Here is a 26,226-nt window from a genome sequence, read left to right as displayed (position 1 = left end):
CCTCCCCCGTGCCCGTCGGACGGACGGAGCCGGGGGAAACGCGCGGCGAGTCTCGCAACAGGTTCGCGATCCCGCCCGGATCGCAGCCGCCTCACCCCCAGAGGAATCCCATGGCGCAGCCCCGACCCGTTCCCGCGAACGCACCGGCAGTCACCGTGCCGCCTTCGCCTCGACGGTGCTGAGACCGTTCACCTCGATCCCGGCGAAGTGACCCACCCCGAAGTCACCTTGCTCCGGCTCCCCCACATCCCTTTCAGCCGTAAAGGAACTCCCCCCTCATGAACGACCAATCCAGACCCGGTGTCAGTCGGCGCGCCCTCCTCGGCAGCGCGGCCGCCGTGGCCGGCGCGGCCGCGCTGCCGGCCGCGCTGCGCAGGGCGACGGCCGCCCCGGCACCGTCGGGCACCGGCACGATCGCCGACGTCAAGCACGTGGTGATCTTCATGCAGGAGAACCGGGCCTTCGACCACTACTTCGGTTCCCTCAGCGGAGTCCGCGGCTTCGGCGACCGCAACGCGGTGAAGCTCCCGAACGGCGAGCCGGTGTGGCACCAGCCCGCGTCCGGTGGCACCGGCTCCATCCTGCCCTTCCGGATGGACACCACGACCACCTCCGCCACGTGCGCGGAGGCACCCGCCATGAACTGGCCTGTCGACCTCGCCGTCTGGAACGGCGGCCGGTACGACCGCTGGAACACGGCCAGGGACCCGGGTGTCGGGATGGGCTACTTCACCCGCCCGGACCTGGACTTCTACTACCGGCTCGCCGACGAGTTCACCATCTGCGACCACTACTTCCAGTCCACCCTGACCCAGACCAACCCCAACCGGCTGCACGCCTTCACCGGCAGCAACGGCCTCTCGGTGGGTGAGGCCGCGGTCATGGACAACACGTGTCCGGAGCCGGGGTTCGGCTGGACCACCTATGCCGAACGCCTGGAGTCGGCCGGCGTCAGCTGGAAGGTCTACCAGCAGACCGACAACTTCGACGACAACGCGCTCGCCTGGTTCGCGACCTTCAAGCAGTCCGGCCCCGGCCAGGCCCTCCACGACAAGGGGATCGCCACCGTCGCCGACCTCGTCTCGGCCTTCGGCGAGGACGTCGCCCGGGACACGCTGCCTCAGGTCAGCTGGATCGTCGCGCCGGAACACCTGTCCGAGCACGCGAACCACCGCCCCGCCGACGGCGAGAACCTCACGGCGCGGTTACTCGCCGCACTCGCCGCCAACCCGGCCGTCCAGGACAAGACCGTGTTCATCCTCAACTACGACGAGAACGGCGGCTTCTTCGACCACGTGCCACCGCCCATGCCGCCGACCTCCGAGGCCGACGGGCTGTCCACGGTCACCACCGCCGGGGAGATCAGCGGCGGGAAGCCGATCGGGCTGGGCTTCCGCGTGCCGCTGATCGTCGTCTCCCCGTGGACCCGCGGGGGGTACGTCTGTTCCGAGGTCTTCGACCACACCTCCGTCATCCGCTTCTGCTCCGAGGTGTTCGGTGTGGCCGAGCCGAACATCAGCCCCTGGCGCCGGGCGGTCACCGGGGACCTGCGGTCCGCCTTCGACTTCACCTCCCCGCAGAGTGGTTGGCCGGACCTCCCGAACACCGGCGGCTACCCCGGGCAATCCGCCGCACAGTGCCGCGACCTCCCCGCGCCGAGGGTGCCCCGCGTGCAGACCCTCCCGGTGCAGGAGGCCGGGCACCGCAAGGCCCGGGCCCTGCCGTACGCCTTCGAGGCCTCGGGGCGAGTCACCCCGGAGGCCTTCCGGATCGACATGGTGAACAGCGGCACCGCCGGGCAGTGCGTCCACCTCTACGCCAACGCCTTCCGGAAGGACGGGCCCTGGCGACACACGGTGGAGGCGGGCAAGAGCCTGACCGACCACTTCGTCCAGGGCACGCCGGCCGGCTCCTACGACCTCTCCCTCTACGGTCCGAACGGCCTGCACCGACGCTTTCGCGGCAACCGGCTCACCGCCACCACCGCCGGGCACGCCAACCCGGAAGTCACCGCGCAAGCAGACGTCCCGAACGGCCGTCTCACGCTCACCATGACCAACAGCGGCACCGCCCCGTGCACCGTCACGGTCACGGCCGGCGCCTACCGCACGGACGGTCCCTGGACGTTCCACCTGCCCGCCTCCGCGACCGTGCGGAACTCCTGGACGATCACCGACAGCAGCTGGTGGTACGACCTCACCGCCACCGCCGACACGGCCGACGGCTTCCTGCGCCGGTTCGCCGGCCACGTGGAGAACGGAGCCGAGAGCATCACCGATCCGGCCGCCGGCGGCGCCCCCGGGGCCGGCCTCCGGTAGGCCGGGGGTTCGGCGCGCGGGCCCGTACCGGCCCGCGCGCCGTCCTCCCGCCCGGATCCCTCCCCGCGCCGTCACCTCCACCGGATACAGGTCACATGCCCCTTCCCCTGCGCTGCGCATCGGCCCTCTGGTCCCTCTTCCTGCTCGTCGCGGGCCTGATGCTGCTGTACGTGTTCTCCCTCCGGATTCCCGCAGGGCTGGAGCCCGGCGACGTCGTCCTCCCGCTTCCGGCGATCGGCGTGCTGGCCGCGTCGGGCGTCACGGTCCGCCGCGCCGTTCACGGAGGCCGTCGTGCGCGGGGGGTGCTGGACGTCCTCGCCGCCCTCTCGCTGCTGCTGGTCCTCGTGACGGCGGTACTGACGATCGACGCCCCCGGACCTGTGCCCGTCGTCGACCTGGCGATCGTCCTCCTCCCGCCGGCCGCCCAGGTGCTGATGCACCTGCCGTCGGTCCGGCCCGTCTACGGTCGCGGGAGGGCGGGTCCGCACGGCACACCGTGACACCGCCGTGATCCACGTCATGTTCCCGTGGCGTGGATCGCTGGTTATCGTGCTTCCAACGAAGCGACGACGGATTTCCGGCCCACCGCAGTGCGGACCGATTCCGGGTAGCCCGATCCCGCCCGAGGATTGACCGGGATCGGCGGAGACCGGTCGGCCGCCGGGATTTCCACCGTGCATTCGGAGCCGCACAACCGCAGGTCAGGAGCCGTCCCACGACGATTCCCCACCCCGCCGGAAGGAGGTCGCCCCGGTAAGGAATACGGCACCGGTCGGCATTCCGGCGGTCTCGCCCCCGATGATTCGCCCATGCCTCCGGGCTTTCGGACCGGACACGGTCGGCGGTCGCGGAACACCCCGCCGATCCGGCGTCCGTCGCGATCCGCGAAGGGTCGCACGCCCCGGCGGACCGTGCGCCGTCCGGCCCGTCCCCCGGGCCGCGGTTCCCGCTCCGGCCAGTCCCCCTGGAGGTACCCGATGAGCAGCGAAGACCACGGCAGCCGGCCCGAGCAGTGGCTCCATGCACGCAAGCGCGACCGGCGCACGTACGTTCTCGACACCAGCGTGCTCCTGGCGGACCCTCTCGCCATGACCCGCTTCGAGGAGCACGAGGTCGTTCTCCCGGTGGTCGTGGTCACCGAGCTGGAAGCCAAACGGCACCACCCCGAACTGGGCTACTTCGCCCGCCAGGCGCTGCGGCTGCTCGACGACTTCCGGATCCGCTTCGGCCGTCTCGACGAGCCGATCCCGGTCGGCGAGCTCGGCGGCACCATCCGGGTCGAGCTCAACCACTCCGACCCCTCGATCCTCCCGGCCGGCTACCGGATCGGCGGCGGCGAGGCCGACACCCGCATCCTCGCGGTCGCACGCAACCTCCAGGCCGAGGGATACGACGTCACCGTCGTCTCCAAGGACCTCCCGCTGCGGATCAAGGCGTCCTCCGTGGGCCTGCTCGCCGAGGAGTACCGGGCCGAACTCGCGGTCACCTCCGGCTGGACCGGCATGTCCGAACTCCACGTCGCGGCCGACGACGTCGACGCGCTGTTCTCGGCCGGCCACGACACCGCGGTGTCCATCGAAGGCGTCAGCGACCTCCCCGTACACACCGGACTCGTCCTCACCTCCGAACGCGGCCGGGCACTCGGCCGGGTCACCGGCGACGGCCGCGTCCGGCTGGTCCGCGGAGAACGCGAGGCGTTCGGACTGCGCGGCCGAAGCGCCGAGCAGCGGGTCGCACTGGACCTCCTGCTCGACCCGGACATCGGCATCGTCTCCATGGGCGGCCGGGCCGGCACCGGAAAGTCCGCGCTGGCGCTCTGCGCCGGGCTGGAAGCCGTCCTGGAGCGCCAGCAGCACCGCAAGGTCATGGTCTTCCGCCCGCTCTACGCCGTCGGCGGCCAGGAGCTCGGCTACCTGCCCGGCAGCGAGAGCGAGAAGATGAGCCCCTGGGCCCAGGCCGTCTTCGACACCCTCTCCGCCGTCACCACCCCCGACGTCATCGAGGAGATCATCTCCCGGGGCATGCTGGAGGTCCTGCCACTCACCCACATCCGCGGGCGTTCCCTGCACGACGCCTTCGTGATCGTCGACGAGGCACAGTCCCTGGAACGCAACGTCCTGCTCACCGTCCTCTCCCGGATCGGCCAGGGCTCACGCGTCGTCCTCACCCACGACGTCGCCCAACGCGACAACCTCCGGGTCGGCCGCCACGACGGCGTCGTCGCCGTCGTCGAGAAGCTGAAGGGCCACCCACTCTTCGCCCACATCACCCTCACCCGCTCCGAACGCTCCCCCATCGCCGCCCTCGTCACCGAGATGCTGGAGGACGTCCAGGTCTGACCCCGCCGTGGAGCGCCTAACGGCAGACCGCGGCCCGGTCGCCCCCTTCCAGTACCTCACGGGTCGCGGAGCCGTAGGACACCTCGGTGCGTTCGGCGCCGCCGATGCCCGCTCCCCGCTGGAAACGCTCCAGGGCGGCCACGGTGGCCTCGTCGAACCGGCCGCGGACGAACGGCATGCCCCGGTGGTAGCAGCCCGCGCCGGACAGGAGTCGTTGCAGCGTCAGGACACCTTCCCCGCTGTCGCCCCAGTGCAGGGGAGCGGAACGGGCGGAGCCGGTCGGCGACGTTGTGCCGGGCCGGTCCGACGGGGTGGGTCCGGGCGTCGCCGGGCGGCTGCTCCCCGGACCGCCCGCCGTGGCGGCGGAGAGGGTGGGTGCCGGCGCGGCGTCCGGTTCCTCCTCCGGCCGGGTGGGCACGGCACGCCGGTCCCCCGCCCGGTCGGGCGTGGTCAGCACCGGCGTCATGGTGCAGGCCAGCGTCAAGGTGCCGAGTCCGGCCGCCCAGAGGGCCGCCGTCCGGCGCCTGCGGGCGTGCCGTGCCGACCGGCGGCGCCGACGGTGTCCGGGCGTGCGCGGCTCCGCTCCGACCGCTGCGGGCGCCGCACGGTCGGCGGCGTCCCCGGCCGCGGCGTCGGACGGCTCCGGCGGAGCCGGATCCCAGCGGCCGAGCAGTGCGCGCGCCTGCAGTTCGGCGATGTCCCAGTGGTGGACGGCCCGCAGGTCGGCCAGTGCCCCGGCGCAGGGCTCGCACCCGTCCAGGTGGCCGGTCATCTCCGGGTCGGCCGCACGACCGCCGCTCGCGGCATCGGCCAGCCGGATCGCCAGGTGCCGGCACAGCCGCTCGGTCACGAGGGAGTTGCGTTCCCGCAGGTAGGCCATGGCCAGTTCCTGCCGTACCGGGCCGGCCGGGGCCGGGTGCGCCGGCGGGGCACCTGCTCCGGGTACCGGCAGCAAGGTGTGCCACACCTCGGTCGCCGCGGGTTCGGGCAGCCGGTGGAGCGCGCGGAGGAGCGGGCAGCCGCTCTCGGCCGTACGGAGCGCGGCGACGAGCCCGGCCCTGGCGGACCCCTGCTGTCGGTGGTGCAGCCAGCGTCCGAAGGCGGGCGACAGGTGGTCGGGGCGTCCGTCGTCGGCCCACCGGGCGGCCAGTTGACGGGCCCCGTCCACCAGGCAGGACATCCAGGTCAGGGCGGGGACGGGCCCGCGGTCGAAGACGTCCAGGGCCTGGTTGAAGGTCGCCACCGTGAGCGTCTCGGCGCTCCGCCGGTCCCCGCAGAGGACGCCGGCGTAGGCCAGCACCACCTCGCCGTGTCTGCGCATGAGCTCCTCGGCCGCGGCGCGCCGGGTGGGCGCGGCCACCAGCAGGCCGGAGAGTTCGGAGTCGGTGAGGGGGGCGACGGGAGCGGGCATGGAAGTCCTTGCTGGATCGGTCCTCGGCGGACCCGCGCCCTGCCGGGCTCCGGGTCTCCGTCGGCTGTCTCTGGGAGGAGCCGCGAGCCGGCGGCCGCGCCCGCCGTGTTGCGCAACCGTGACCGCCCGACCATGACCGCGCCGGCGCCCGACCGCGCTCCGGTACGCCCGGCGGACCGCCGCCCGGTGGGCGGCGGTCCTGGGGGGAGGTGTCCCTGCGGTCCTGCGGGTGGGTCAGTTCCCGAGGGTGACCGCGGTGTCGTCGATCAGATAGGTCGTCCGGGCCGAGAGGTCCTCCCGGCCCACGAAGCGCACGTCGACGTACTGACCCGCGTACGAGGACAGGTCGACGCTCCGCTCGACGTAACCGGTGGTCGCGTCCAGGTTGGACCAGGTGGCGAGCACCGTGTCGCCGGCCTGGACGGTCAGCTTGTCGTAGGGCACGGTCGTGGTTTCCTCGCCGGTGCTGATGTGCACCCAGAAGGTCAGCACCGCCCGGCAGCCGTACGGAATGTGGACGGTCTGGGACAGGGTGTCGGTGCTGGTGTCGCCGTGCCCGCCCAGCCAGGCCTTCCACGCTCCGCTGCGCGGGAGGGTGTAGGGGTTGCCGGAGTCGACGGTCCGGCCGTTCGACGCGGTCCAGGCGACCGGGCCGTCCTCGAAGCCGGGGTTGGCCAACTGCTGGGTGGTGGCGCACTCCCCCACGGTGTAGGTGATCCAGGAGAACGACACCACGTCTTGGGCCCCGGTGGGGTCGGTGGCCGTGAGCGTGACGGTGCCGGTGGCCTGGGTGGTGGGGGTGCCGGTGATCACACCGCTGGAGGCGTCGATCGTCAGGCCGGCGGGCAGGCCGGTGGCGGTGTAGGTGAGCGGCCCCGCGTTGCTGCTGGTGGCCTCGATCCGGAGGTTCACCTCGGTGCCGGTCCGGGTGACCTGGTCGCCGGGACCGGTCAGGGTGACGCCGGTGGTGATGCGGGATCCGACGTTGACGGCCGCCCACGCGTTGGCGGTGTTGCGGTAGGCGAGGCTGTCGGCGCCGTACAGGTCGGCGGCGGCCTTGAGGGTGGCGGTGCGAGCACCGGCGTAGTCGGTGGAGGAGGTCATGTAGGTGCTCAGCGCCCGGTACCAGATCGCCGCGGCGGCGGCGCGCCCGATCGGGTTGACCGCCTTGCCGTCGGAGGTCGGCGAGTCGTACGCCACGCCGTTGACGAGCTTGGCGCCGCTGCCCTCGGAGGCCAGGTAGAACCAGTGGTTGGCCGGGCCGGAGGAGAAGTGGACGTTGACGGAGCCGATCCCGGCGTACCAGTAGTCCTTGGAGGCGCCGTCCTTGGAGGGCTTGTCCATGTAGCGCAGCGGCGTGCCGTCGCCGTTGATGTTGATCTTCTCGCCGATCAGGTAGTCCCCCGGATCGGTGGAGTTCCCGGCCCAGAACTCGACGGCGGAGGCCATGATGTCGGAGGTCGCCTCGTTGAGGCCGCCGGACTCACCGCTGTAGACCAGGCCCGCGGTGTGGGAGGTGACGCCGTGCGTCATCTCGTGGGCGGCCACGTCGACCGAGGTGAGCGGGTTGACGTCGTAGTCGCCGTCGCCGTACGTCATGCAGAAGCAGACGTCCCACCAGTACGCGTTGGCGTAGCTCGTGCCGTAGTGGACGTGGCTGGTCGCGGCGACGCCGTCGTTCCTGACCCCGTTGCGGCCCTGGACCTCCTTGTAGTAGTCCCAGGTCAGTTGGGCACCGTAGGCGGCGTCGACGCCGGCGGTCTGCACCTGGTCGGGCCGGCCGTTGCCCCAGACGTCGTCGGCGTCGGCGAACAGGGTGCCCTTGGCCCGGTCGTCCTCGGTGTGCTCCAGGTCGTACGTCCGGTGGCCGCCGCGGGTGTCGTCGGTCATCGTGTGGGTGCCGTCGGCCTCCTTGGTGCCGATGGCGACCTCGCCGGAGTACTGGCTGTGGCCGGTACCGTTCTTGACGTTCTGGAAGTCGAACAGGTGGGCGCCGGTGGCGGCGTCGGTGACGACGTGCAGTTCCGCTGGAGTCCCGTCGCCCTGCACCCCGCCGACGACGCTCTCCCAGGCCCGCACCGGCCGGCCGGTCGCGGCCCACACGACCTCGCGGACGGACGCGACCGCCGCGCCGCTCACCCCCTCGGCCCCGGCGCGCTCCAGCGCCCGGGCGTTGGCGGTCCCGGCGGTGACGGCCGCCAGGGAGGGGCTGACCGCGAGGGTGACGCCGGTGGCCTTGTCGACGTCCTTGACCGTGCCGTCGGCGGCCGTGTGGACCACCAGGTCGCCGCCGAGGACCGGGAGTCCGGCGAGGGTGCGGTCGTACCGGGTGTGCAGCGATCCGTCCGTGTCCTTGCTGACGGACTTCGGCACCAACTCCTCCTCGGGGCCGAGACCGAGGGCTTCGGCGGTGGCCGAGCGGCGGGTCCGGGCGTCGGCCGTCAGCGCGGCCTGCTCCTCCTGGTCCAGCGCCGCGGGCGCGGCGCCCGCCCGGGGGGCGGGGATGCCGGGGACGCCGGGGCCGACGCGCTCGGCGGCGGTCACGGTGGAGCCGGAGGTGACCGGTCCGGCCGAGGCGGCACCGGGCGGCAGCACGGCGCTGATGAGGGAGACGCCGAGCGCGAGCGCGCACGCTGCGGCTGTCCTGCGGGTGTGAGGTGTCAAGGAAAACTCCTCGGGGGGTGGCCGGCGTCGGGCCCGGCCTCGGGGACCCGGATGCGCCGGACAACGTTGTCCGGTCGCCGTCCGGGCGACGGCGTACAGGCAACTGCCGCTCTCCACTGACCACTTGAAGAGCTCGGCAGGCTCGACGAAGCCTGACATGTTTGCGCGAACATGTCACCAGGTCCGGTGCGAACCGGCCTGATGCGGCAAGCCCCGGCGCGGCCCGCGCTCCCACCGGCGGATCTTCCGCAGGGCCCCGCTCCGGGGCGGACGCCGGGTCCGAGGACTGGTCGGAGGACTGGTCAGGGCCTGCGCGACGACGACCTGCGCGCCCCGGCGGCGGGGCGCGTCGACGCCCCGGACCCGTGGAGAGGGTCCGGGGCGACAGTGGCCTCAATGGCCGGATGCGATCGGAGCCGGGTCGGCGCGTCGGGCGAACGGTCATCGGGCCGGACGGACGGTCAGCCCTCCAGATCGCCCCACTGACCGAGCAGGTCGTCCTCCGAGAGCTCCTCGGCCGGCCCGTCCTCCCCGATGAGCGACTGGGAGGTCCAGATGGTCTTGCCCCGCGCCGAGTAGCGGGTGCCCCAGCGCTCGGCGTAGCGGGCGACGAGGAACAGACCGCGTCCGCCCTCGTCGGTGTCCGCGGCCCGGCGGATGTGCGGCGCGGTGCTGTTCCCGTCGGAGACCTCGCAGACCAGGGTCTCGGTGAGGAGCAGCCGGACGTGGACGGGTTCCCGGCCGTACCGCACGGCGTTGGTGATCAATTCGCTGAGGATGAGCTCGGTGCCGAAGGAGAGCCGCTCCAGCCCCCAGTCGGCCAGCCTGCGGACGCAGTCCCGGCGCACCGGACCCACCGCCTCGGGGGCGCTGGGCACGTCCCATGCGGCGACCCGGTCCCGGGCCAGGAGCCTGGTCCGGGCCACCACGAGGGCGACGTCGTCGGTCGGCCGGGTGCGCAGCATCGCCCCGATCACGCTCTCGCAAGCCTCCTCGGGAGACCGGGCCGGGCCGGCGAGTGCCTCCGCCAGAGCGTCCAGGGCGAAGTCCACGTCCCGGTCGCGGGCCTTGAGCAGGCCGTCGGTGCAGAGCACCAGCCGGGAGCCCTCGGGCACGGCAAGTTCGACGGCCTCGACGGGCATGCCGGCGCCGAGACCCAGCGGAGGGGAGACGGGCGGCTGCACGAACTCGACGGTGCCGTCGGGGCGGACCAGGGCCATCGGGAGGTGGCCCGCACTGGCGGCGGCGACCCGGCCGGCGACCGCGTCGTAGACGGCGTAGAAGCAGGTGGCTCCCGTCATCATCCGGGCGCTGTCCGGGCCCTCGCCCTCCTGGTCGTCGATGCGGGCGACCAGGTCGTCGAGGTGGCCGAGCAGTTCGTCCGGGGGGAGATCGAGGGCGGAGAAGTTGTGGACGGCGATCCGCAGGCGGCCCATGGTGACGGCGGCGTGCAGGCCGTGGCCGACCACGTCGCCGACGACGAGGGCGACCCGGGCGCCGGGCAGCGGGATGACGTCGAACCAGTCGCCGCCCACCCCGGCCTGGGCGGGCAGGTAGCGGTGGGCCACGTCCAGGGCCTCCTGGGCCGGCAGCTCCCGGGGCAGCAGGCTGCGCTGGAGGGTCTCCGCCATGGCGTGCTCCCGGCTGTAGCGCCAGGCGTTGTCGATGCAGACCGCGGCACGGCTGCCGACCTCCTTGGCGAAGGCGAGGTCCTCCTCGTCGAACGGCGGGGAGTCGTGGGCGCGCCAGAAGTTCACCAGCCCCAGGGTCAGGCCGCGCGCCTGGAGCGGGACGACCATCAGCGAGTGGATGCCGTGGTCGAGGATCCGCTGGGCGCGTTCGAGGTCCTGGCTCCGCCAGCCCGTGGAGGCCCCGAGGTCGGCCTCGACGACGGCCCGGCCTTCGCGCACGCTCGCCGCCATGGGTGTGCCCGGCACGAAGTCGATCAGCCGCCCGACCGGGTAGAGCGGGTGGTCCTCCGCGAGGCCCGCGACGGCGCTGCGGCGCAGCACCGTGGAGGCCCCGGCCGGGGCGTCGCCGTGCAGCACCGGGTCCTGCAGCTCGACGCTGGCGATGTCGGCGAAGCCCGGGACGGCCGCCTGCACCAGTTCCTCCGCGGTCCGCACCACGTTCAGCGTCGATCCGATCCGCATCCCGGCGTCGTAGAGCAACCGCAGCCGCGCCCTGGCCAGCTTCGCGCGGCCGGCCAGCACCCGCAGCTCGGTGGTGTCGCGCAGGGTCACCACGCTGGTGCCGTGCACTCCGGTGGGAGAGGTGGGCCGCTTGTTGAGGGAGAGCAGCCGCTCCCCGGCGCGGTGGACCTCGTCGTCGGCGGTGCGGCCGGAGGCAAGCAGCTCGGCGGTGTCGGTGTCGAGCCCGAGGGAGTCGACGCGGCGCCCCTCCGCGTCGGCGGGGAGGTCGAGGAGGCGGCGGGCCTCGTCGTTGGCCAGGAGCAGGCGGCCGCCGTCGTCGGTGATCAGGACGCCCTCGCGCACCGAGTGCAGGACGGCGTCGTGGTGTTCGTACATCCGGGTCATCGCGGCCGGGCCCAGGCCCCGCGTCTGGCGTCGCAGCCGGCGGCTCACCAGGGCGGCGCAGCCGGCCGCGAGGGCGGTGGCGGCGGCGGCTCCGACCAGGAAGAGGGGCAGCTCGTGGTGGACCGACTTGTGGATGGCTTCGAGGGTGACGGGGGCGGCGACGATGGCGACCACCGCACCGGTCGCGTCCTTGACGGGGACGGCCGACACCACCGAGCGGCCCAGCGCACCGTCGAAGGTCCTGGTGACGGCCCTGCCCTCGGCGGCCTCCGCGTAGGGACCGATGACGTGCTTGCCGAGCTGCGAGGTGTCGCTGTGCGTGAGCACGGTCCCGTCGAGCCGGTACACGATGAGCGCGTCGATCCCGGCGGCCGTCCGGACCTCCTCGGCCAGCGGTTGGAGGGTCGCGGTGGGGTCGGCGCCGTCCAGAGCGGCGACGAGTCCGGGCGCGTGGGCGAACGACTCGGCGGCGGCGAGGGTGCGGTGCCGGGCGTCGGTGGTGGTGGAGCGCTGTTGCTGCACCACGAGGGCCACCACGGCGCCGACCACCAGGAGGACGACCATCACCAGTTGGAGGAGGAAGACCTCGCGGGCGAAGCTGCGCCCGGCCGTCCCGCCCGGTGGCCGGGGCGGCGACGCCGGTGGCGGCGGGTCGCCGTGCGGACCACCGCCGTCCTTCCCGGGGGGTCGGCGACCCGCTCCGGGCCTCGGCGCGCCGGCGCCGAGGCCGGCCCGGGGGCCGGCCGGACGGTGCACGTCGCTTCCACCCGGGCGAGGGTCCATAGTCACTGTTTATCCTGCTTTGCCCGAGTCCAGGCAACAAGCGGCCGTCCCGTACCTCCGGACGGGCCCGGCCGGACTTCCGGCCTGGGCGGCCGCGGAGCGCCCCGCGCTCCGTCCTCGGCCGCCGCGGCGACGCCTGGCCGGCAGCAATGACGGACCCCCCCGGCCGCGAGGGCAAGGGCCGCGTCGAGGAGCATCCACGGGAGGTCGAGGAGGCCGACGGAGCCGGTGGCGCCGAGACCGCTCACGGTCACCGTGACCGTCACCTCACACGGAGGGCCGGGAGGGAAGCCTGGTGACCTTCACCGACAGCTACGAGCGTGCGGGTGCCGTGCGCAAGGCGTTCCACCGGCTGCCGGGGGAACCCGCCCGCTCCGTGGACGCCGGCGAGGTGGACGTCCACTACGTCCCGCCGAAGCTCGTCGCCCGCGCCACTTCCCCGCCGCGCTCTTCGACGACGTCAGTGGCGCCCTCGTCAGGACGCCGTACCGGCTGGCCAACGGGCACGGCTTCTACAACCGGCCGGAGCGCCGCGAGGGCCTCTACTACCCCAAGCGCGACGGCGCCGACACTGTCGTGCAGTGGAACAAGACCTGGATCGCGGACAACGACACCACGTCCAAGGTCTTCCTCTCCTTCGACGGCCGCCGCTTCATCGACCAGATGGACCTCACCTGGGCCGAGGGCGGGAAGGGCTGACCCGCCCGCCCCACCCGCCCGACCGACCCGCCTGACCCGCCCGACCCGTACGGCGACCGTCCGCTCGACGCACCGCGCATCCCGGCCGGCGTCGGTCCGGCCCGTGGTCCGGACACCTCGTACCCGACGTCAAACAGCTCGCAACCAGGCCGAACGAGGCCGCCCACCCCCGGCGGGTGTCAGCCGAGGAAGCGGCCGTCCCGGGCGACCACGCGGCCGGCGTGGACGACGACGTCGCGCGGGGGCAGGTCGACCACGATCTGCGGGAGGCACTCACCGGGGAGCAGCATGAAGTCGGCCGGGGAGCCCGGCCGGAGGGTGACGCGCGGGAGGTCGAGCAGGTCGGCGCCGCCGTCGGCGGCCAGGGCGAAGCAGTCGCTCAGCTCCTCGTCGGTGCGGGCCCCGGTGGTCCAGCCGAGCAGGTGGGCGCGGTGCAGCATGTCGGCGTTGCCGTACGGGCTCCAGGAGTCGCGCACGCCGTCGGACCCCAGGCCGACGCGCACGCCGTGCGACTGCAGCTCGCGGAACGGCAGCACCTGGTGGGCCGAGGGGGCGACGGTGGTGAGGCCGACGCCGGCCTCCGCCAGCTCGTCGGCGAGGTCGGTGAGCCGCTCGTCGGCGAGCTCCGGGACGCAGAAGGCGTGGCTGACCACGACCCGGCCGGCCAGGCCCGCGGCCCGGGTGCGCGCGAGGATGTCACGCAGCGGGCCGAGGCCCCGCTCGCCACGGTCGTGCAGGTGGACGTCCAACTGCAGGCCGTGGCGTTCGGCCAGGTCGAAGACCAGGTCGAGCTGGGCAGGACCCTCGCCGTCCGGTCCTCCGTCGAAGCCGGCGGGGTCGATCCCGCCGACCGCGTCGATCAGTCCGCTCGCCGCCGCCTCGGCCAGCAGCTCCGCCGCGCCGGGGGTGCGGCGGACGCCGTGCTGCGGGAAGGCCACCAGCTGGACGTCCAGCGCCGGGGCCAACCGCTCGCGTGCCTCGGCCAGCCCGGTCACCCCGTCCAGCCCGTAGGCGGGGGCGACGTCCACGTGGGCCCGGACCGCGCGCGTGCCGCACGCCACGGCGTGGGCCAGCAGCCGCTGGGCGCGCGCGGCGAGGGGGGTGCGCTGACGGCGGTAGAGGTCGACGTCGCCACCGACGTACTCGGGGAGCGAGCCGGCCGGGCGCCGGCCGTACCAGGGCTCGCCCCAGGCCGTCTTGTCCGGGTGAATGTGCGCGTCCACCAGCGTGGGCAGGGCGATCCGCCCCTCGCCCTCCACGACGAGCGGGTCCGCGCCGGCCGGCAGGCGCTCGACCAGCAGACCGTCGGCGGCGAACAGGTCGACGGCGCGATCGGCGCCGTACGGACGGACGTTGCGGAAGACGGTGGCGGTGGTTGCGGTCACGGGGGTCAACCCTTCCTCGGTGCGGTCGCGTCGGCGGGCGGTGGGCTGCTCCCTGCTGCCGGTGCGGACACCGATCCGGCCGCGGACTGCCCGACGGACAGCCCGCCGACGAAACATCCCACCATTTCCTGCAACAGTCTGTTTATCATCGCCGGGCCCCCGTTCCCCACCCGGCGCCGCCCGGCGCCGCCCGGCGCCGCCGCGCACCCCTCACGCGCCCACGGTCTTCGAGGCGGCCCACCGCCCGGCTATGGTTGTTCCGCATGACTCACAGCGAGATCGAGGTCACTGCGGAACTGGTCCGGGACCTGCTGCGCGACCAGCACCCCGACCTGGCCGATCGTCCGGTGAAGCTCGGCGCACGCGGCTGGGACAACCAGCTGTGGCGGCTCGGCGACGACCTCGCCGTGCGGCTGCCGTGGGCTACACAGTCCGCCGATGCGCTGCTGCGCAAGGAACACGCCTGGCTGCCCGGCCTCGCCCCGCACCTTCCGCTGCGGGTCCCCGTCCCGCAGCGCCTCGGTGAGCCCTCCGACCGATTTCCGCGGCCCTGGATCGTCACCACCTGGGTGCCGGGCGAGCCCGCCGACCGCGCCCCCGCCACACGTGCCGCAGAGGCGGCCGACGCCTTGGCCGCCTTCCTGACGGCCCTTCACCGACCCGCTCCCGACGGGGCGCCGACCGGTCGGGACCGCGGGGGGCCACTGGCCGACCATGCCGAGGGGTTCGCCAGGATGCTCGCCTCGGCCACCGAGCTCGGACTGATCCCCGCCCCGGACGGCGTCCGCGCGCTCTGGGAGGACGCCGTGGCCGCGTCCGCCTGGACGGGCCCGGCACTGTGGCTCCACGGCGATCTGCACCCGGCCAACGTCCTCACCGCGAACGGCACGTTCTGCGGAGTAGTCGATTTCGGCGACCTCTTCGCGGGTGATCCGGCCTTCGACCTCGCCGCGGCGTGGATCCTGCTGCCGGACGGCGCCGTCGACAGGTTCGTTGCCGCGTACCGGCCGGCCCCGGACGCCGCGACCCTGCGTCGCGCCCGCGGCTGGGCGGTGTGGCGCGCACTCGCCTGCCTCCTCATCGGGGAGGCCGGCGTCCACGGCCGCCCCGGCGGCAAGGCCACCTGGGGCCCACCGGCCCGCGCCGCACTGCGACGACTCCTCGCACCGGTCCCCCGGCCCGGCGGACGATGCCACCGGCGCGCGTCGCCCGGCGTGAGCAGACCGGCTGTCCCGTCAGCGGTCGAGCAGACTCCCGGAGGCGGCCAGGGCCTCCGAGGCCGCCCCGGCGTCGTCGCCACGGGCACGGGCCCGAGCCTCGATGAGCTCGGTGAAGGCCGGCACCGGCACCGGGGTCAGCCGATCGGTTGACCCCGTCGTCCACCGACCGGCGGCGTCGGACGGGCCGGGCTGCCGATCCCCCGCCGGCGCCCGAGGGGCAGGCTGGAGGGCACCGCGGCCCATCGGCGCCGACCGCCGGCCCCTTCGTGGAGGAACCCTCGATGACCGACCGCCCCCCTGTCACCGGCCGACCGGGCCGGCGGTTCCGTCGAGGATCGGAGGTGGCCGTTCGGGCCGCCCTGGCCCGGGCCGCCGCGGGCGCGGCGACGGCCCTCGTACTGCTCGCCGCCTGCGGACAGACCCCACCCGCACCGCCCGCCGCCGACCCGAGCCCGAACCCGGGCCCGAGCGCGAGCGCGACCGCAGCGGCGCCCACCGCCGCCGAGCCCTCCGGCTCACCGGACCGGCCGACCCCCCTGCTCCTGGTCACCGACTTCGGTGCGGACACCGTCACGTTCGTCGACCCGTCCCGCACCGACCGCAGAGCGGACCTGGGATCCGTCCGGGTCGGCACCGGCCCCTACGCCCTCGCCGTCGCACCCGACGGCACCGCCTGGGTGGCCACCGCCGAGGGCGTCGCCGCCGTCGACACCCGGGCCCGCACGCGAACCGCGCTGATCCCGTACAGGACCCGGACCGGCCCCGTGGCCACCGGCGAGTACCGGGGCGGCGGCATGGGCCTCGCCCTCTCCCCGGACGGCAGCCGGCTCTACGTCGGTGTCAACGTGCCCGGGGGGAACGGCACCCTGGAGGTCGTCGACACGGCCACCCGCGCCGTCGTCCAGGTCGTCCCGGTCGGCCGCCGCCCCTTCGACGTGGACGTCTCCGCCGACGGCCGCCAGGTCTACGTCACCGGCCACGACTCCTTCGACGTGACGACGGTCGACACCGCCACCTGGGACACCCGCCGCATCGAGGTCGCCCCGTACGGCACCGAGGGCGGCCTCGGCTCCTGGCTCAAGCCCCACTACGCCGCCGTCCGCCCGACCGACGGCGCGTTGCTGCTTCCCTTCGAGGGCGAGCGCCTCGCCGTCGTCGACCCGTCCACCGGCCGCACCACCGTCGAACCGATGACCGCCAACACCCACCAGCACGGCGCCAGCATCGCCCCCGACGGCACCCTCTACGTCGTCGGCACCGGGCCGATCGACCCCGCCACGGACGCCGGCCCCTCCCTCACCATCCGCTCCCCGGACGGCACGGAACGCGTCCTCCCCCTCGACGGCCCGCACGAGACCGTCACCCTCTCGCCGGACGGTCGCACCGCGTACGTCGCCGGCGGCTTCACCCGCGAGGGCGGCTGGAACGGCCTCACCCTCGTCGACACCGCCACCGGCCGGACCACCCGCCTCCCGGTCGGCCACCTTCCGCTCTCCGTCGCCGTCCTCCCTGAACAGGCCGGCGGTTGACGCCCGGGGCGACAAGAGCCGCGTCCCGACAACCACCGCGTGACGGCGGGGCCCCGGGTCGTTCCGGTTCCGGCTCGCGGCGTACGGGTGGGGGCGTACGGGTGGGGACGTGGGCGTTGAGCTCCGCCCCCAACGGTCGGCGCCCGCCCGACAGACGGGCGGTCCTGGCGGACCACCGTGGGGACACGGTGCGGGGCCGGCACCGCGTACCCGGTGCCGGCCCCGCATTCCGACGGACGTCCGACCGGCGGTGGGTCACCTCACCTACGGCGGCGGCGCACGGTGACGATCACGGCCGTGGCGAGCAAGGCACCCCCTACCGCGGCGAGCACCGGGCCGCTGTACCGGAAGTCCTTCAGGGCCCGTCCGCGGGTCGAGGTCTCCGAGAGCCGTTCGAACACCTCGCCGGCCGAGTCCGTGAGACCTACGGTGTGCTCCTTCACCTGCACGCCCCCGGCGCGCAGACTGTCGGCAACCTCGCCGATCTGCTCCACCACGGCGTGCAGGGCCTGGTCGGCCGTGTGGCCGATGCTCTCCCTGGCATGTACGGCGGCGTCCCGTGCCCGGGCACCCACGTCCGCCTTCGCCACCACGACGTCGACGACGTCGGTGAGCCGCTCGCGGGTGTCGGCCATCCGGGTCGAGAGGTCCGCCGCAGTGGGGAGGACCGTCTTCTCGTTGCTGTGCTCGCGGGTCATCGGTGCGCACACTCCTTGATCGCGTCGGTATCGGTCCCGGCGGTCGCCGTCGCCTGCTCGGGGACGGGCCGCCCCGTCGGTCGGAAGCCCGTCGTGCGGCCCCCGTTCACACCGGTCTTCATTGCCGATTCCCTCCGTCGTTCCGCGGGTCCTCCGTCCGTCTGACCGGATGTGAGCCCGGCAAACGCGCCGCGGGCCGACCAATCGATCCGGGTGCGAGCGGCCCCCGGAGGGCGCGGGCCGACTCTCAGTCGGGCCAGGTTCCGGTCAGCCGGCGGATGCCCACGGCTCCTCCGCGGTCGACCGCCGCCTTCACGAGTGCGAAGACCGCGCCCTGCAACGCGGCCGCGGTCAGCACCCCGCGCCAGCTCCGGTCCTCGTCCGTGGGGCTGGGCGCGTCGTCCTCGCCCCCGACCAGCTTCCAGAGCCGTCGAAAGAGGGCACCGGCCAGAACCCCTCCCAGAGCGCCGGCGAGCAGGCCGAACGGCTTGTAGAGAATTATGATCATCACACTCTCCTCGATCGTGCCGCCCGGGCTGCACGTGGCTGCGTCGGACCGGCGTTTGCGCCCATCGGGCCGAGCGCGGTGGAACGGGGCCGGGCATACGGCACCCTCCCCCGCCCTGCCGTCCCCGCGCCCGGGAAGGAGCGCCGTGCGCAGGCGTCTTTCCCTCCTCGTGCCTCCCAACCCTCCGATATCCGGTCCGCCCGCCTCCGACCGAAGGCGCACCCCGGCGACTCACCACCACCCCGCCGCCACACCCCGGCCGCGTGTAGCCGCGCGGATCACGGGCACCCGCAGTCCATGACGACGATGCTCACCAACGCGTCCGCAGCGGGCCCCGCCGTGTCCGGAATCCTGCTGGTCCTGGTGGTCCTGGCCATCGGCGGCGCCCTGGTCGGCTCCGTCCTGCTGGGCGTCCGCAGGCAGAAACGGCGCAGGCCGCCGCCCTACACCGGCCGGGCCTCCCGGGGACCGGGCCGGCACTCCGGCCGGCGCAGGCCCCGGGACGGGCAGGCGTAGGCCCGACGACACCGAATTCCGACCCCTGAACCGGAGGAGACCATGACCCGCACCACCAGAGCACTCGCGATCGTGACCGACTACGGCGTCGAGCAGGACGAACTCCTCGTACCCGTCCGGCACTTGCGCGAGAGCGGTATCCAGACCGACATCGCCGCCGTCTCCCGGGACGGCATCCGCACCCTGATCGGGGACAAGGATCCCGGCGAGACCGTGCAACCCACCCACACCCTCGCCGACGCGAACGCCGACGACTACGACCTGCTGGTCGTCCCCGGCGGGACGATCAACGCCGACACGCTCCGGCTGGAGAAGGAGGCCGTCAACCTGGTCCGCGCCTTCGCCGGCTCCGGCCGTCCGATCGCCGCGATCTGCCACGGCCCCTGGTTGCTCGCCGAGGCCGGTGTGGCCGACGGCAAGACCCTCACCTCGTACCCGTCGCTGCGCACCGACCTCGGCAACGCGGGCGCGACCTGGACCGACCGGCCGCTCGTCGAGGACGACTCCGGCGGCTGGCGACTGGTGACTTCCCGCACCCCCGACGACCTCGACGCGTTCCTGCGCGGCATCGACGCCGCGCTGGAGACCGCACAGCACTGACGGGCCCGCGCCCGAACTGCACGCCGTCCGTCCGGGGCCGTCCGATGTCGAAAACGGATACGATAAGTCCGAAACTCGTCAGCAAAGCTCCCCCGAGAGGGCCACTGCTTCATGGCGTCGAAGGTCAAGCCGGTCCCGGGTAGTCCCGCCTGGTGGGCGGGCCGGGCGCCGGCCCCGGAATACCGGCGCGGTCGTCCCCCGATGGAGGTCGGGCAGTTCGTCGACGCGGCCCTGAGGCTGATCGACAAGGTCGGGATCCAGGCCCTGACGCTGCGCATGGTCGCCGATTCGCTCGGCTCCGGCACGGCGACGCTCTACCGGCACTTCAGCGGCAAGGACGAGCTCCTCGCCCTCGTCGCGGACAGGATCCTGGGCGAGGTCCGCGTCCCGCCCGGCGACCTCGCCGACCTGCCGTGGCAGGAAGCCGCCGCCGTCTCGGCCGAGGCCCTGTACGGCACGCTGTGCCGGCACCCCGACGCGTTGCCCCTGCTGGCGGCCCGGGTCCCCGTCGGTCCCAACGGTCTCCGTGCCAGGGAGGGCCTCATCACGTTGTTCCTGGGCCACGGGTTCCCGGTCGGTCTGGCAGCCCGCGCCTTCACGGCGATCGGCCACTACGTGATCGGCTTCGCCATCCAGCAGCACGGCCCCGGGGCTCCCGGCGCCGACGACCGGTCTCACCTGCGGGAGTACTACGACTCGCTCGACCCGGAGGACTATCCGGCCACGACGGCTGCGGCCGAGGAGCTGACCTCCGTCCCGCTCCACGAGGAGTTCCGGTTCGGTCTGGACCTGCTCCTCGTCGGGCTGGAACGGGCCAGGCTCGACTCGTCGCAGGAGCCGGAACCTGCGCCGGAGCCGGAGCCGGAGCCGGGCAAAGCCTCGGGGTGGCACTGACGCGCGCCGCCTACGGTCGTGCTGACGGCCGTGTCGACGGCCGTTCCGCCGGTCGGCTCCGGCCGATCCGGTCGGCCACGGCGCGACCCATGACGAGTTCGAGGTCACGGCCCCGCAGCCAGGGCAGTTCCTCGGTGAACACCGTCACCGCCTCCCGCCACGAGCACCGCAGACGCGTGATGTCGGTACCCCAGAACATCCGCTCGGCACCGAACGCGTCGAAGACCTGCCGGCCGGCAGGTACGGAGGCATCACCATGATCCCCACGGCCATGCCACGACCGTCGGCGGCCTCCCACAGCCAGTCGAGCGTGCCCGACGCCAGGCGTCCGACCGTCTCCGGCGCCGCCATCACGAAGCGCAGCCCCACCATGCCGGGCTTGTCAAGCCACGCGTCGACGAGGGACTCGTCCGCGGCGTCGTCGAGGGGGAACCGGCCGAGAGTCGCGAACCGCTCGGGGTACCGCTCGGCCGTCTCCACCGCGTAGTCGTTGGCGCCCGCGTCCCAGATCGCCGGGCAGTTGACGGCGCGGTCCACACCGGCCTCGTCCATGTCGCGCAGGGCGTTCTCGACGGTGTACGGCGCGCGCCAGTGGTGCGGTGGCGCGCTCGCGCCGGCCCAGAGGTGGATCTGTGCGTCGATGATCTGCATGGGTGTGCTTCCTCGTCTCAGGACACGACGGCGGGGCTCGGGGTGCCGCACAGGCGGGCCCGCGTCCAGTCGGCGACGAGCGTGTCGCGGTCGTGCCGGTGGTGGTAGACGCAGTGGTCACCGTCGGAGAAGACGACCACCTGCTTGTCGTCCGTGGGCGCGCCGTCCAGCAGGGTCTGCGCCAGCTCCATCGAGATCATGAGGTCCCCGCCGCCCGGGAGGACCAGGAGCGGATAGCCGGCGTCGGGCCCTCGCTCACGCGGGCGCGCAGTTCGACGGCATCGGCGTGGTCGACGCCGTAGCCGGTGATGCGCTCCGGGGAGAACTGGCGCAGCGCGGCCCGGGATTCGGCGGAGAGCCTCGCCGTGGCCTCCTCCGCCCCGGTGCGGTGGCCGACGAACGTCAGGGTCACGACCGGGGCCGGGCGGCCCTCGGTGGCCTGCTGTGGTGCTGACATTCCTGAGCTCCTCCTGTTCGACCTAGTCGGGCGGCACGCCGGGGACCGTCCGGCCGGTGGCGGCGGGGCGGAACGCGCGTCCTCGTCGGCGTGCGGAACGACCGCGGGCGCCCCGGCCACGTCGTGGGGCACCGGACGGCCCGGCCGGGTCATCGCGGGGTGTAGGCCGCGGTCGCGGTGGCGAAGGAGGCCGGCCAGTCGGACTTGATGACTGCGGCGATGTACCCGTCCGGCCGGACGAGGATCAGCGCGTCACCGTCGACGCCGTAGATGCCGGACAGCCGGCCGGTGGCGTCGGTGAGGTGGCCACGGTCGATCCCGCGCCCGTCGCGGACGGCGTAGCGGTGCAGTTCGGCCCCCTCGGACGGCCAGGTCAGGCCGGGCAGGGCCGCGGTGGCGCCGGGGCCGAAGGCCAGCAGTGTGAAGTGCGGTCCCCGGAGGACGTCGAACAGGCGCGTGGTGCCGGGGGCGGTGCACGGCGCGTCGGGCGCCCGGTCGCCCGCGTGCAGGGTCCTGGTGGCCGGGGCGTCGCCGGGAGCGAGCGGGCCGCCGGCGTAGGTGAGTCCGAGCTGCCGCTCCTCGTCTCCGCGTTTCAGGCCCGCGACACGGTGCCTGCCGAGGCTCCTGTAGAGCTCGCTGGACTTGCCGAGGACGCCTGCGGCGATCGGGAGCCGTTCGGCCTCGTAGCTGTCGAGCAGGTCGTCCGGCGAGCCGGCGATCACCTGCCCGAGCTTCCAGCCCAGGTTGTAGGCGTCCTGCACACCCGTGTTGAGGCCCTGGGCGCCGGCGGGCGTGTGCACGTGGGCGGCGTCGCCCGCCAGGAGGACCCGGCCCGCGCGGTAGCGCTCGACGAGCCGGACGTTGGGCCGGAACACCGAGGTCCAGGTGATGTCGTGGAGCGTGAGGCGGGTGAGGGCGTGGAACCGGCGGGTCAGGGCGGCGTGGTCGAGATCCGGCGCCTCGCCCGGCTTCAGTCGGATCATCACCTGGAACTGGTCGGAGTGCGGCAGCGGGCACGCTCCGGCGGACGCGCCGGGCCACATGTGCCACCGGTCGCGGGACAGTCCGTCGATCGTGCCGTCGATGATGAGGGTCTTGTCGGAGTCGTCGGTCTCCCCGACGAAACCGAGACCGGTCGCCGCACGGACGGCGCTCGCGCCGCCGTCGGCGCCGACGAGGTACCGGGTGCGCACCCGCTCGCCGGTGGAGAGCGTCGCCGTCACGCCGTCGGCGTCCTGCTCGAAGGTCTCCAGGGCGGCCCCGTATTCGATGCGCAGCCCGTGGCGTTCGAGCAGACGGTGCAGGATGGCGTCGGTGCGGTGCTGCGGCAGCAGGAGGATGTTCGGGTACGGCACGTCCGGGGTCGGCCTGTTCCGCTGCTGCATCCGCCACGGCGCGGTGAAGGGTCCGAGGTGGAGTCCTGCGAGCGGGTAGGGGCCGCCTTCGGCGTGTGCCTCGTGAAGGACGCCGAGGTCCTCGAACACTTCCTGGGTGCGGGGCTGGATCCCCTTGGCGCGGGAGCCCTGGAAGGCCCGTGTCGCTTTGTCGACGACGCGGACGCGGACGCCGCGCCGCAGCAGGTCGGCCGCCAGGGTGGAGCCGGTGGGTCCGGCCCCGGCGACGAGGACATCGGTGTCGTGGGGTTCTGTCATGGTGATCGGCCTCAAGTTGATCTTGCCGGGAAGGGCGACGGGATTCGGCGCCGGGGTCCGTCGAAGGTCCGCCGAAACGGACCGCGCGCTCGCCGGACGGACGTCCGGGAGCCCGGTCGCCGGCTATCGGCTACGGCAGTACCGAAAAGCATTTTGGATACAACGTAGCCATTTACGGAGGGCGGGGCAAGACCGGCGCTCGAAGCGCCCGCTCCAGCGACCGCCTCCCCCTCCGCGGATGCGGGAGCAGGAGGGCGGTGACCGGGCTCCGGTCGGCAGCCGGCTCGCGAGCAACGTCCTCCGGGCAGCCGAGCCCCCGCACGGGTTGTCGCGCGTCCCGCGCCGGCAGGAGGCAGGGTGGTGGGATCCGTGCGACGCACGGAGCTTCGACACTGAAAGGTGATCGCCATGTCCGACACCGCCAGCGGAACGCCACGAGCCCTGGGCCGGTCCCTCCGCCTCGACCACCCGGTCGCATGACCACCCTGACAGGCGCCACCGCCGCCTACCTGGTGAGCCTGCGGGACCCGGCCGGCGCGGTCCGCTGCGCCGTCGTGACGGCGAGCGCCAGGACCGGACCGGCGGGGCACCGCGTCTACATCGACGGCGACGGCGGCCTGGAGGTCGAGATCACCTGCGGCGGCGACCACCGCGTGCTCCGGTGCTCGCCCGGTCTGCGGATCACCTCACTGGCCGGCCTGTCCTGAGGACGCCTGCCGCCCCGGCCTCGCCCACGTCCCTCCCGCTGCCGGGCAGGAACGGCAGGGTTTTGGCCTTCACCCCTTGCCGGAGGGTCTGCTGATTGGCAGGGTCGGCGTAGAGGACAGCGATCAGCGCCCGGAGCCGGTCGTCGGCCGGCTCGGGCAGATGCAGCAGCTGCTCGGGCGCCGCGGTGAGCTCGTCGACGACGACCGCGTGCAGCCGGTCGACCGCCTCCGGCGCCCGCACACCGGTGTCCGCCTCCTCGGCCGTGAGGGCGAGCAGGGCTTCGCGGGCGAGCCCCGAGACGGTGAGCACCGCAGGATGCGCGGGCAGTCGGGCGGCGAGTGCGTCGAACAGGAACAGAATCCGCATGTCCGCGTTGCCGTGCGCGGTGTGGTGGTGCTCGAAGGCCGCGGGAGTCCACGCCACCCGGGTCGGCGGAGCGATCCACGTGCCCCTGGCGGTGGTCACGGACAGCACACCGGTGGCCGGATAGACCAGGTGACCGCGGTCGTGGGCATGGGTGGGCAGTCGCTGCCCGTGCGCCAGGGCGACGCGGCCGCGTTCCGCGGGATCAAGATGGCGGGTTTCCCCCATGGGTTGGCATCCTGCCGGTAGCCCGCCGACCCGGCTCCGCCCGAGAGTGGACGGCATGAACAGCCCAGTGACCCATCAGGCCCCAGCGGCCCGCGAGCTCGGCAAGGACGTCCTAGCCCACCGCGGACAGGAAGCCCTCCAGCACGGCCGTGAACGCCTGCGGGTCGTCCAGCCACGGGTAGTGGCCGGCGCCCGGCTGGACGGCGAGCGTCACCTCGGTGAAGAGTGACGCGGCGTCGGCGGCGGCTCCGGCGGTGGGCCACAGGTCCACCTCGCCCGCGAGGAGCAGCGTCGGGCGGTGCAGGGCGCCCAGGCGCCGGCGGAGTTCCCCGGTGTCGGGCGTGTAGCCCTGGTAGTAGTGCTCGCTGACGGGGAGCGCGCGCTGGGCGGGGTCGGCGGCGGCATGGGCGCGCGCGGCGTCGTCCCAGCGGCCGTACATCAGCGGCTCGAAGGCGAGTCGGTGCGGCGCGGCCTCGGCGAAGCTGTTCGCGGTCGTCATGTGCCGGTGCGCCGCCACGGCCTCGGCGTGCCAGGGCTCGGCCGCGCGGGCGGCGATCACCTCGTCCACACCGGTGTCGGAGGGCAGTCCGACGGCGGCGAACGAGGGGGTGACCAGGGTCAGGCTGTTCAGCCGGTCGGGGTGGGCTGCGGCGTAGAGCATGGCCAGGCTGCCGCCGGCGGAATGGCCGAGCAGGTCGACGCGGTCCAGGCCGAGGTGGCGGCGCAGTGCCTCGACGTCGGCGACCAGGCGGTCGACGCGGTAGGTGGCCGGGTCGGCGGGAATCGCGGAGGCACCGGTGCCCCGGGTGTCCGGCAGGATCAGCGTGCGGTGGGCGGACAGTCCGCCGAGGTCGCCGAGGTACTCGGCCGCGCGGCCGGGGCCGCCGGGGAGGCAGAGCAGCGGCGGGCCGTCCCCGAGCGTGCGGAAGGCGAGCGTGGTTCCGTCGTACGAGGTGAAGAGCTCCATGGCGGACAGCCTGGGGGACGGCGGCCGGGCCCGGCTATCGTTCAGCCAGGGCTAAACGATCAGCGGAGTGGGGCGGACGTGGCGGTGGAGATCCGGCTCTCGGCGGCCGAGGTGGCGCGGGTGCGGCTGGCGGTGTCGCCGCTGGCCGAGACGGTGCTCGGAGTGCGGGCGGCGCTCGGTGTCGGCGGGCACGGGGTGCACCGGCCGTGGGTGCGCGAGGCACAGCCGGTGCTGGCGGAGGAGCCGGAGTTGCCGTTGCTGCGGACGCTGCTCGAGGGCTGCCTGCCGTCGTTCCTGTTCCCCGTGCCCGAGGAGCGCCTGCCGACGTTCGACGCCGAGGTGGCGGGCTTGCGAACGACGGACCCGGCGTACGTCGTGGCGGAGTGCGCCGCCGCGCTGGGCGCCCGGGCCGGGCGCCTGCCGGAGCCGGCCGTGCTGCTGGAACGGGCCGCCGATGCGCTGACGCGCTGCCACGCCCGGCTGGTGGCCCCGCACTGGGGGCGGATGCGGGCGGTGCTGGAGGCGGACCTGGGCCGGCGGGCGGTGGCGCTGGTGGACGGCGGGGTGGAGGGGCTCTTCGCACAGTTGCACGGCGACGTGGTCTGGCGGGAGGGCGAGTTGGTGGTGCACGGGCGCCGCCGCTCGGGTGCGGCGTGGACCGTCGAGGCAGGCGGCCACGGGCTGGTGCTGATGCCGTCCGTCTTCGGCTGGCCGGACGTGATCGTCGACCACTCCCCCCGCACCGCCGCCTCCATCCGCTACCCGGCCTCCGGCGTCGGGCTGCTCTGGGAACAACCCCGCCCGACCTCCGCCGGCCTCGCCGCCGTCCTCGGCCGCACCCGCGCCGCGCTGCTCTCCGAGCTCGGCGAACCGCTGAGCACCCCCGACCTCGCCGCCCGCCTCGGTGTCACCGCCGGCGCCGTCTCCCAGCACCTCGGCGCCCTCCGCGCCGCCGGTCTGGTGACGACCCGCCGCACCGGCCGCACGGCCGTGCACCTGCGCACCCGGACGGGCACGGTACTCACGGCCGAACCCTCGGGCTGACCGGGACCGGGCACCGCGGGAACGACTGCCGACGCCCCGAACGGGTAGACGCGCG

General features: G+C 73.9%; 22 protein-coding genes and 1 pseudogene. 11 read left to right on the top strand and 12 right to left on the bottom strand.

What is annotated here, in order from left to right:
- Nucleotides 1–278 precede the first annotated feature (278 nt).
- The 3 genes from ACFWIC_RS15415 (at nucleotide 279) to ACFWIC_RS15405 (ending at nucleotide 4,657) form a co-directional block, all read left to right on the top strand.
- Complete coding sequence (locus ACFWIC_RS15415) at nucleotides 279–2,318, top strand: phosphocholine-specific phospholipase C (RefSeq protein WP_380364363.1); 2,040 nt, start codon at nucleotides 279–281, stop codon at nucleotides 2,316–2,318.
- Between the two features lie 95 nt (nucleotides 2,319–2,413).
- A complete protein-coding gene (locus ACFWIC_RS15410) occupies nucleotides 2,414–2,818 on the top strand; it encodes a hypothetical protein (RefSeq protein WP_380364830.1) in 405 nt (134 codons plus the stop codon).
- Nucleotides 2,819–3,295: 477 nt separating this feature from the next.
- The gene (locus ACFWIC_RS15405) at nucleotides 3,296–4,657 is read left to right on the top strand and encodes a PhoH family protein (RefSeq protein WP_380518825.1); all 1,362 of its coding nucleotides are present in this window, start codon (nucleotides 3,296–3,298) and stop codon (nucleotides 4,655–4,657) included.
- 16 nt (nucleotides 4,658–4,673) lie between these two features.
- On the opposite strand, the gene ACFWIC_RS15400 is transcribed toward ACFWIC_RS15405, so the two are convergent.
- From ACFWIC_RS15400 to ACFWIC_RS15390, 3 genes are all read right to left on the bottom strand, one after another.
- Nucleotides 4,674–6,068, bottom strand: a complete 1,395-nt coding sequence (locus ACFWIC_RS15400; RefSeq protein ID WP_380518822.1) for a peptidoglycan-binding protein — start codon at nucleotides 6,066–6,068, stop codon at nucleotides 4,674–4,676.
- A 234-nt stretch (nucleotides 6,069–6,302) separates the two neighbouring features.
- A complete protein-coding gene (locus ACFWIC_RS15395; RefSeq protein WP_380518820.1) occupies nucleotides 6,303–8,732 on the bottom strand; it encodes a M4 family metallopeptidase in 2,430 nt (809 codons plus the stop codon).
- A 461-nt stretch (nucleotides 8,733–9,193) separates the two neighbouring features.
- On the bottom strand, nucleotides 9,194–12,052 hold the full coding sequence (locus ACFWIC_RS15390) for a SpoIIE family protein phosphatase (protein WP_380518817.1): 2,859 nt from the start codon (nucleotides 12,050–12,052) through the stop codon (nucleotides 9,194–9,196).
- 576 nt (nucleotides 12,053–12,628) lie between these two features.
- Between ACFWIC_RS15390 and ACFWIC_RS15385 the strand changes: the two genes are divergently transcribed.
- Nucleotides 12,629–12,751 (top strand): hypothetical protein, encoded by a 123-nt coding sequence (locus ACFWIC_RS15385; RefSeq protein ID WP_380518815.1) that lies wholly within the window; start codon nucleotides 12,629–12,631, stop codon nucleotides 12,749–12,751.
- Nucleotides 12,752–12,930: 179 nt separating this feature from the next.
- On the opposite strand, the gene ACFWIC_RS15380 is transcribed toward ACFWIC_RS15385, so the two are convergent.
- Nucleotides 12,931–14,136, bottom strand: coding sequence for an amidohydrolase (locus tag ACFWIC_RS15380; protein ID WP_380518812.1), 1,206 nt, complete (start codon nucleotides 14,134–14,136; stop codon nucleotides 12,931–12,933).
- A gap of 263 nt (nucleotides 14,137–14,399) precedes the next feature.
- Here ACFWIC_RS15380 and ACFWIC_RS15375 point away from each other — a divergent pair.
- Nucleotides 14,400–15,302: pseudogene (locus ACFWIC_RS15375) on the top strand (aminoglycoside phosphotransferase family protein); the annotation flags it as partial.
- Between the two features lie 395 nt (nucleotides 15,303–15,697).
- The gene (locus tag ACFWIC_RS15370; RefSeq protein WP_380518810.1) at nucleotides 15,698–16,885 is read left to right on the top strand and encodes a hypothetical protein; all 1,188 of its coding nucleotides are present in this window, start codon (nucleotides 15,698–15,700) and stop codon (nucleotides 16,883–16,885) included.
- Between the two features lie 260 nt (nucleotides 16,886–17,145).
- Here the strand turns inward: ACFWIC_RS15370 and ACFWIC_RS15365 are convergent, their stop codons facing one another.
- On the bottom strand, nucleotides 17,146–17,583 hold the full coding sequence (locus tag ACFWIC_RS15365) for a hypothetical protein (protein WP_380362546.1): 438 nt from the start codon (nucleotides 17,581–17,583) through the stop codon (nucleotides 17,146–17,148).
- A gap of 247 nt (nucleotides 17,584–17,830) precedes the next feature.
- On the bottom strand, nucleotides 17,831–18,091 hold the full coding sequence (locus ACFWIC_RS15360; protein WP_380518807.1) for a DUF4235 domain-containing protein: 261 nt from the start codon (nucleotides 18,089–18,091) through the stop codon (nucleotides 17,831–17,833).
- A gap of 297 nt (nucleotides 18,092–18,388) precedes the next feature.
- Between ACFWIC_RS15360 and ACFWIC_RS15355 the strand changes: the two genes are divergently transcribed.
- The 3 genes from ACFWIC_RS15355 (at nucleotide 18,389) to ACFWIC_RS15345 (ending at nucleotide 20,101) form a co-directional block, all read left to right on the top strand.
- A complete protein-coding gene (locus ACFWIC_RS15355) occupies nucleotides 18,389–18,607 on the top strand; it encodes a DUF6479 family protein (protein ID WP_380518806.1) in 219 nt (72 codons plus the stop codon).
- Nucleotides 18,608–18,649: 42 nt separating this feature from the next.
- Nucleotides 18,650–19,207 carry a type 1 glutamine amidotransferase domain-containing protein gene (locus ACFWIC_RS15350; RefSeq protein WP_380518803.1) on the top strand — a complete coding sequence of 186 codons (558 nt, stop codon included), beginning with the start codon at nucleotides 18,650–18,652 and terminating at the stop codon, nucleotides 19,205–19,207.
- A gap of 201 nt (nucleotides 19,208–19,408) precedes the next feature.
- On the top strand, nucleotides 19,409–20,101 hold the full coding sequence (locus tag ACFWIC_RS15345; protein WP_380518801.1) for a TetR/AcrR family transcriptional regulator: 693 nt from the start codon (nucleotides 19,409–19,411) through the stop codon (nucleotides 20,099–20,101).
- A 144-nt stretch (nucleotides 20,102–20,245) separates the two neighbouring features.
- Here the strand turns inward: ACFWIC_RS15345 and ACFWIC_RS15340 are convergent, their stop codons facing one another.
- The 4 genes from ACFWIC_RS15340 to ACFWIC_RS15325 form a co-directional block, all read right to left on the bottom strand.
- A complete protein-coding gene (locus ACFWIC_RS15340; RefSeq protein ID WP_380518798.1) occupies nucleotides 20,246–20,752 on the bottom strand; it encodes an amidohydrolase family protein in 507 nt (168 codons plus the stop codon).
- Between the two features lie 17 nt (nucleotides 20,753–20,769).
- Complete coding sequence (locus ACFWIC_RS15335; protein ID WP_380362556.1) at nucleotides 20,770–20,952, bottom strand: hypothetical protein; 183 nt, start codon at nucleotides 20,950–20,952, stop codon at nucleotides 20,770–20,772.
- Complete coding sequence (locus ACFWIC_RS15330) at nucleotides 20,949–21,209, bottom strand: hypothetical protein (protein WP_380518795.1); 261 nt, start codon at nucleotides 21,207–21,209, stop codon at nucleotides 20,949–20,951. The genes ACFWIC_RS15335 and ACFWIC_RS15330 overlap by 4 nt, the downstream gene beginning before the upstream one ends.
- A 149-nt stretch (nucleotides 21,210–21,358) precedes the next feature.
- Nucleotides 21,359–22,861 carry an FAD-dependent monooxygenase gene (locus ACFWIC_RS15325; protein WP_380518792.1) on the bottom strand — a complete coding sequence of 501 codons (1,503 nt, stop codon included), beginning with the start codon at nucleotides 22,859–22,861 and terminating at the stop codon, nucleotides 21,359–21,361.
- A gap of 476 nt (nucleotides 22,862–23,337) precedes the next feature.
- Between ACFWIC_RS15325 and ACFWIC_RS15320 the strand changes: the two genes are divergently transcribed.
- Nucleotides 23,338–23,568: a DUF6296 family protein gene (locus ACFWIC_RS15320; RefSeq protein WP_380362562.1), complete on the top strand. Its 231-nt coding sequence runs from the start codon at nucleotides 23,338–23,340 to the stop codon at nucleotides 23,566–23,568.
- On the opposite strand, the gene ACFWIC_RS15315 is transcribed toward ACFWIC_RS15320, so the two are convergent.
- On the bottom strand, nucleotides 23,543–24,160 hold the full coding sequence (locus ACFWIC_RS15315; RefSeq protein WP_380518789.1) for an AraC family transcriptional regulator: 618 nt from the start codon (nucleotides 24,158–24,160) through the stop codon (nucleotides 23,543–23,545). The two genes, ACFWIC_RS15320 and ACFWIC_RS15315, sit on opposite strands and share 26 nt — an antisense overlap.
- Before the next feature lie 112 nt (nucleotides 24,161–24,272).
- On the bottom strand, nucleotides 24,273–25,127 hold the full coding sequence (locus ACFWIC_RS15310; protein WP_380518786.1) for an alpha/beta fold hydrolase: 855 nt from the start codon (nucleotides 25,125–25,127) through the stop codon (nucleotides 24,273–24,275).
- A 78-nt stretch (nucleotides 25,128–25,205) separates the two neighbouring features.
- Here ACFWIC_RS15310 and ACFWIC_RS15305 point away from each other — a divergent pair, with 78 nt between their 5' ends.
- Complete coding sequence (locus tag ACFWIC_RS15305) at nucleotides 25,206–26,171, top strand: DUF5937 family protein (RefSeq protein WP_380518783.1); 966 nt, start codon at nucleotides 25,206–25,208, stop codon at nucleotides 26,169–26,171.
- Nucleotides 26,172–26,226: the final 55 nt, after the last annotated feature.

Source organism: Kitasatospora sp. NPDC127035 (genome assembly GCF_042726075.1).
GTDB lineage: Bacteria > Actinomycetota > Actinomycetes > Streptomycetales > Streptomycetaceae > Kitasatospora.
Note: the sequence above shows the minus strand (reverse complement) of the source record. Positions and strands in the feature narration are given on the sequence as shown.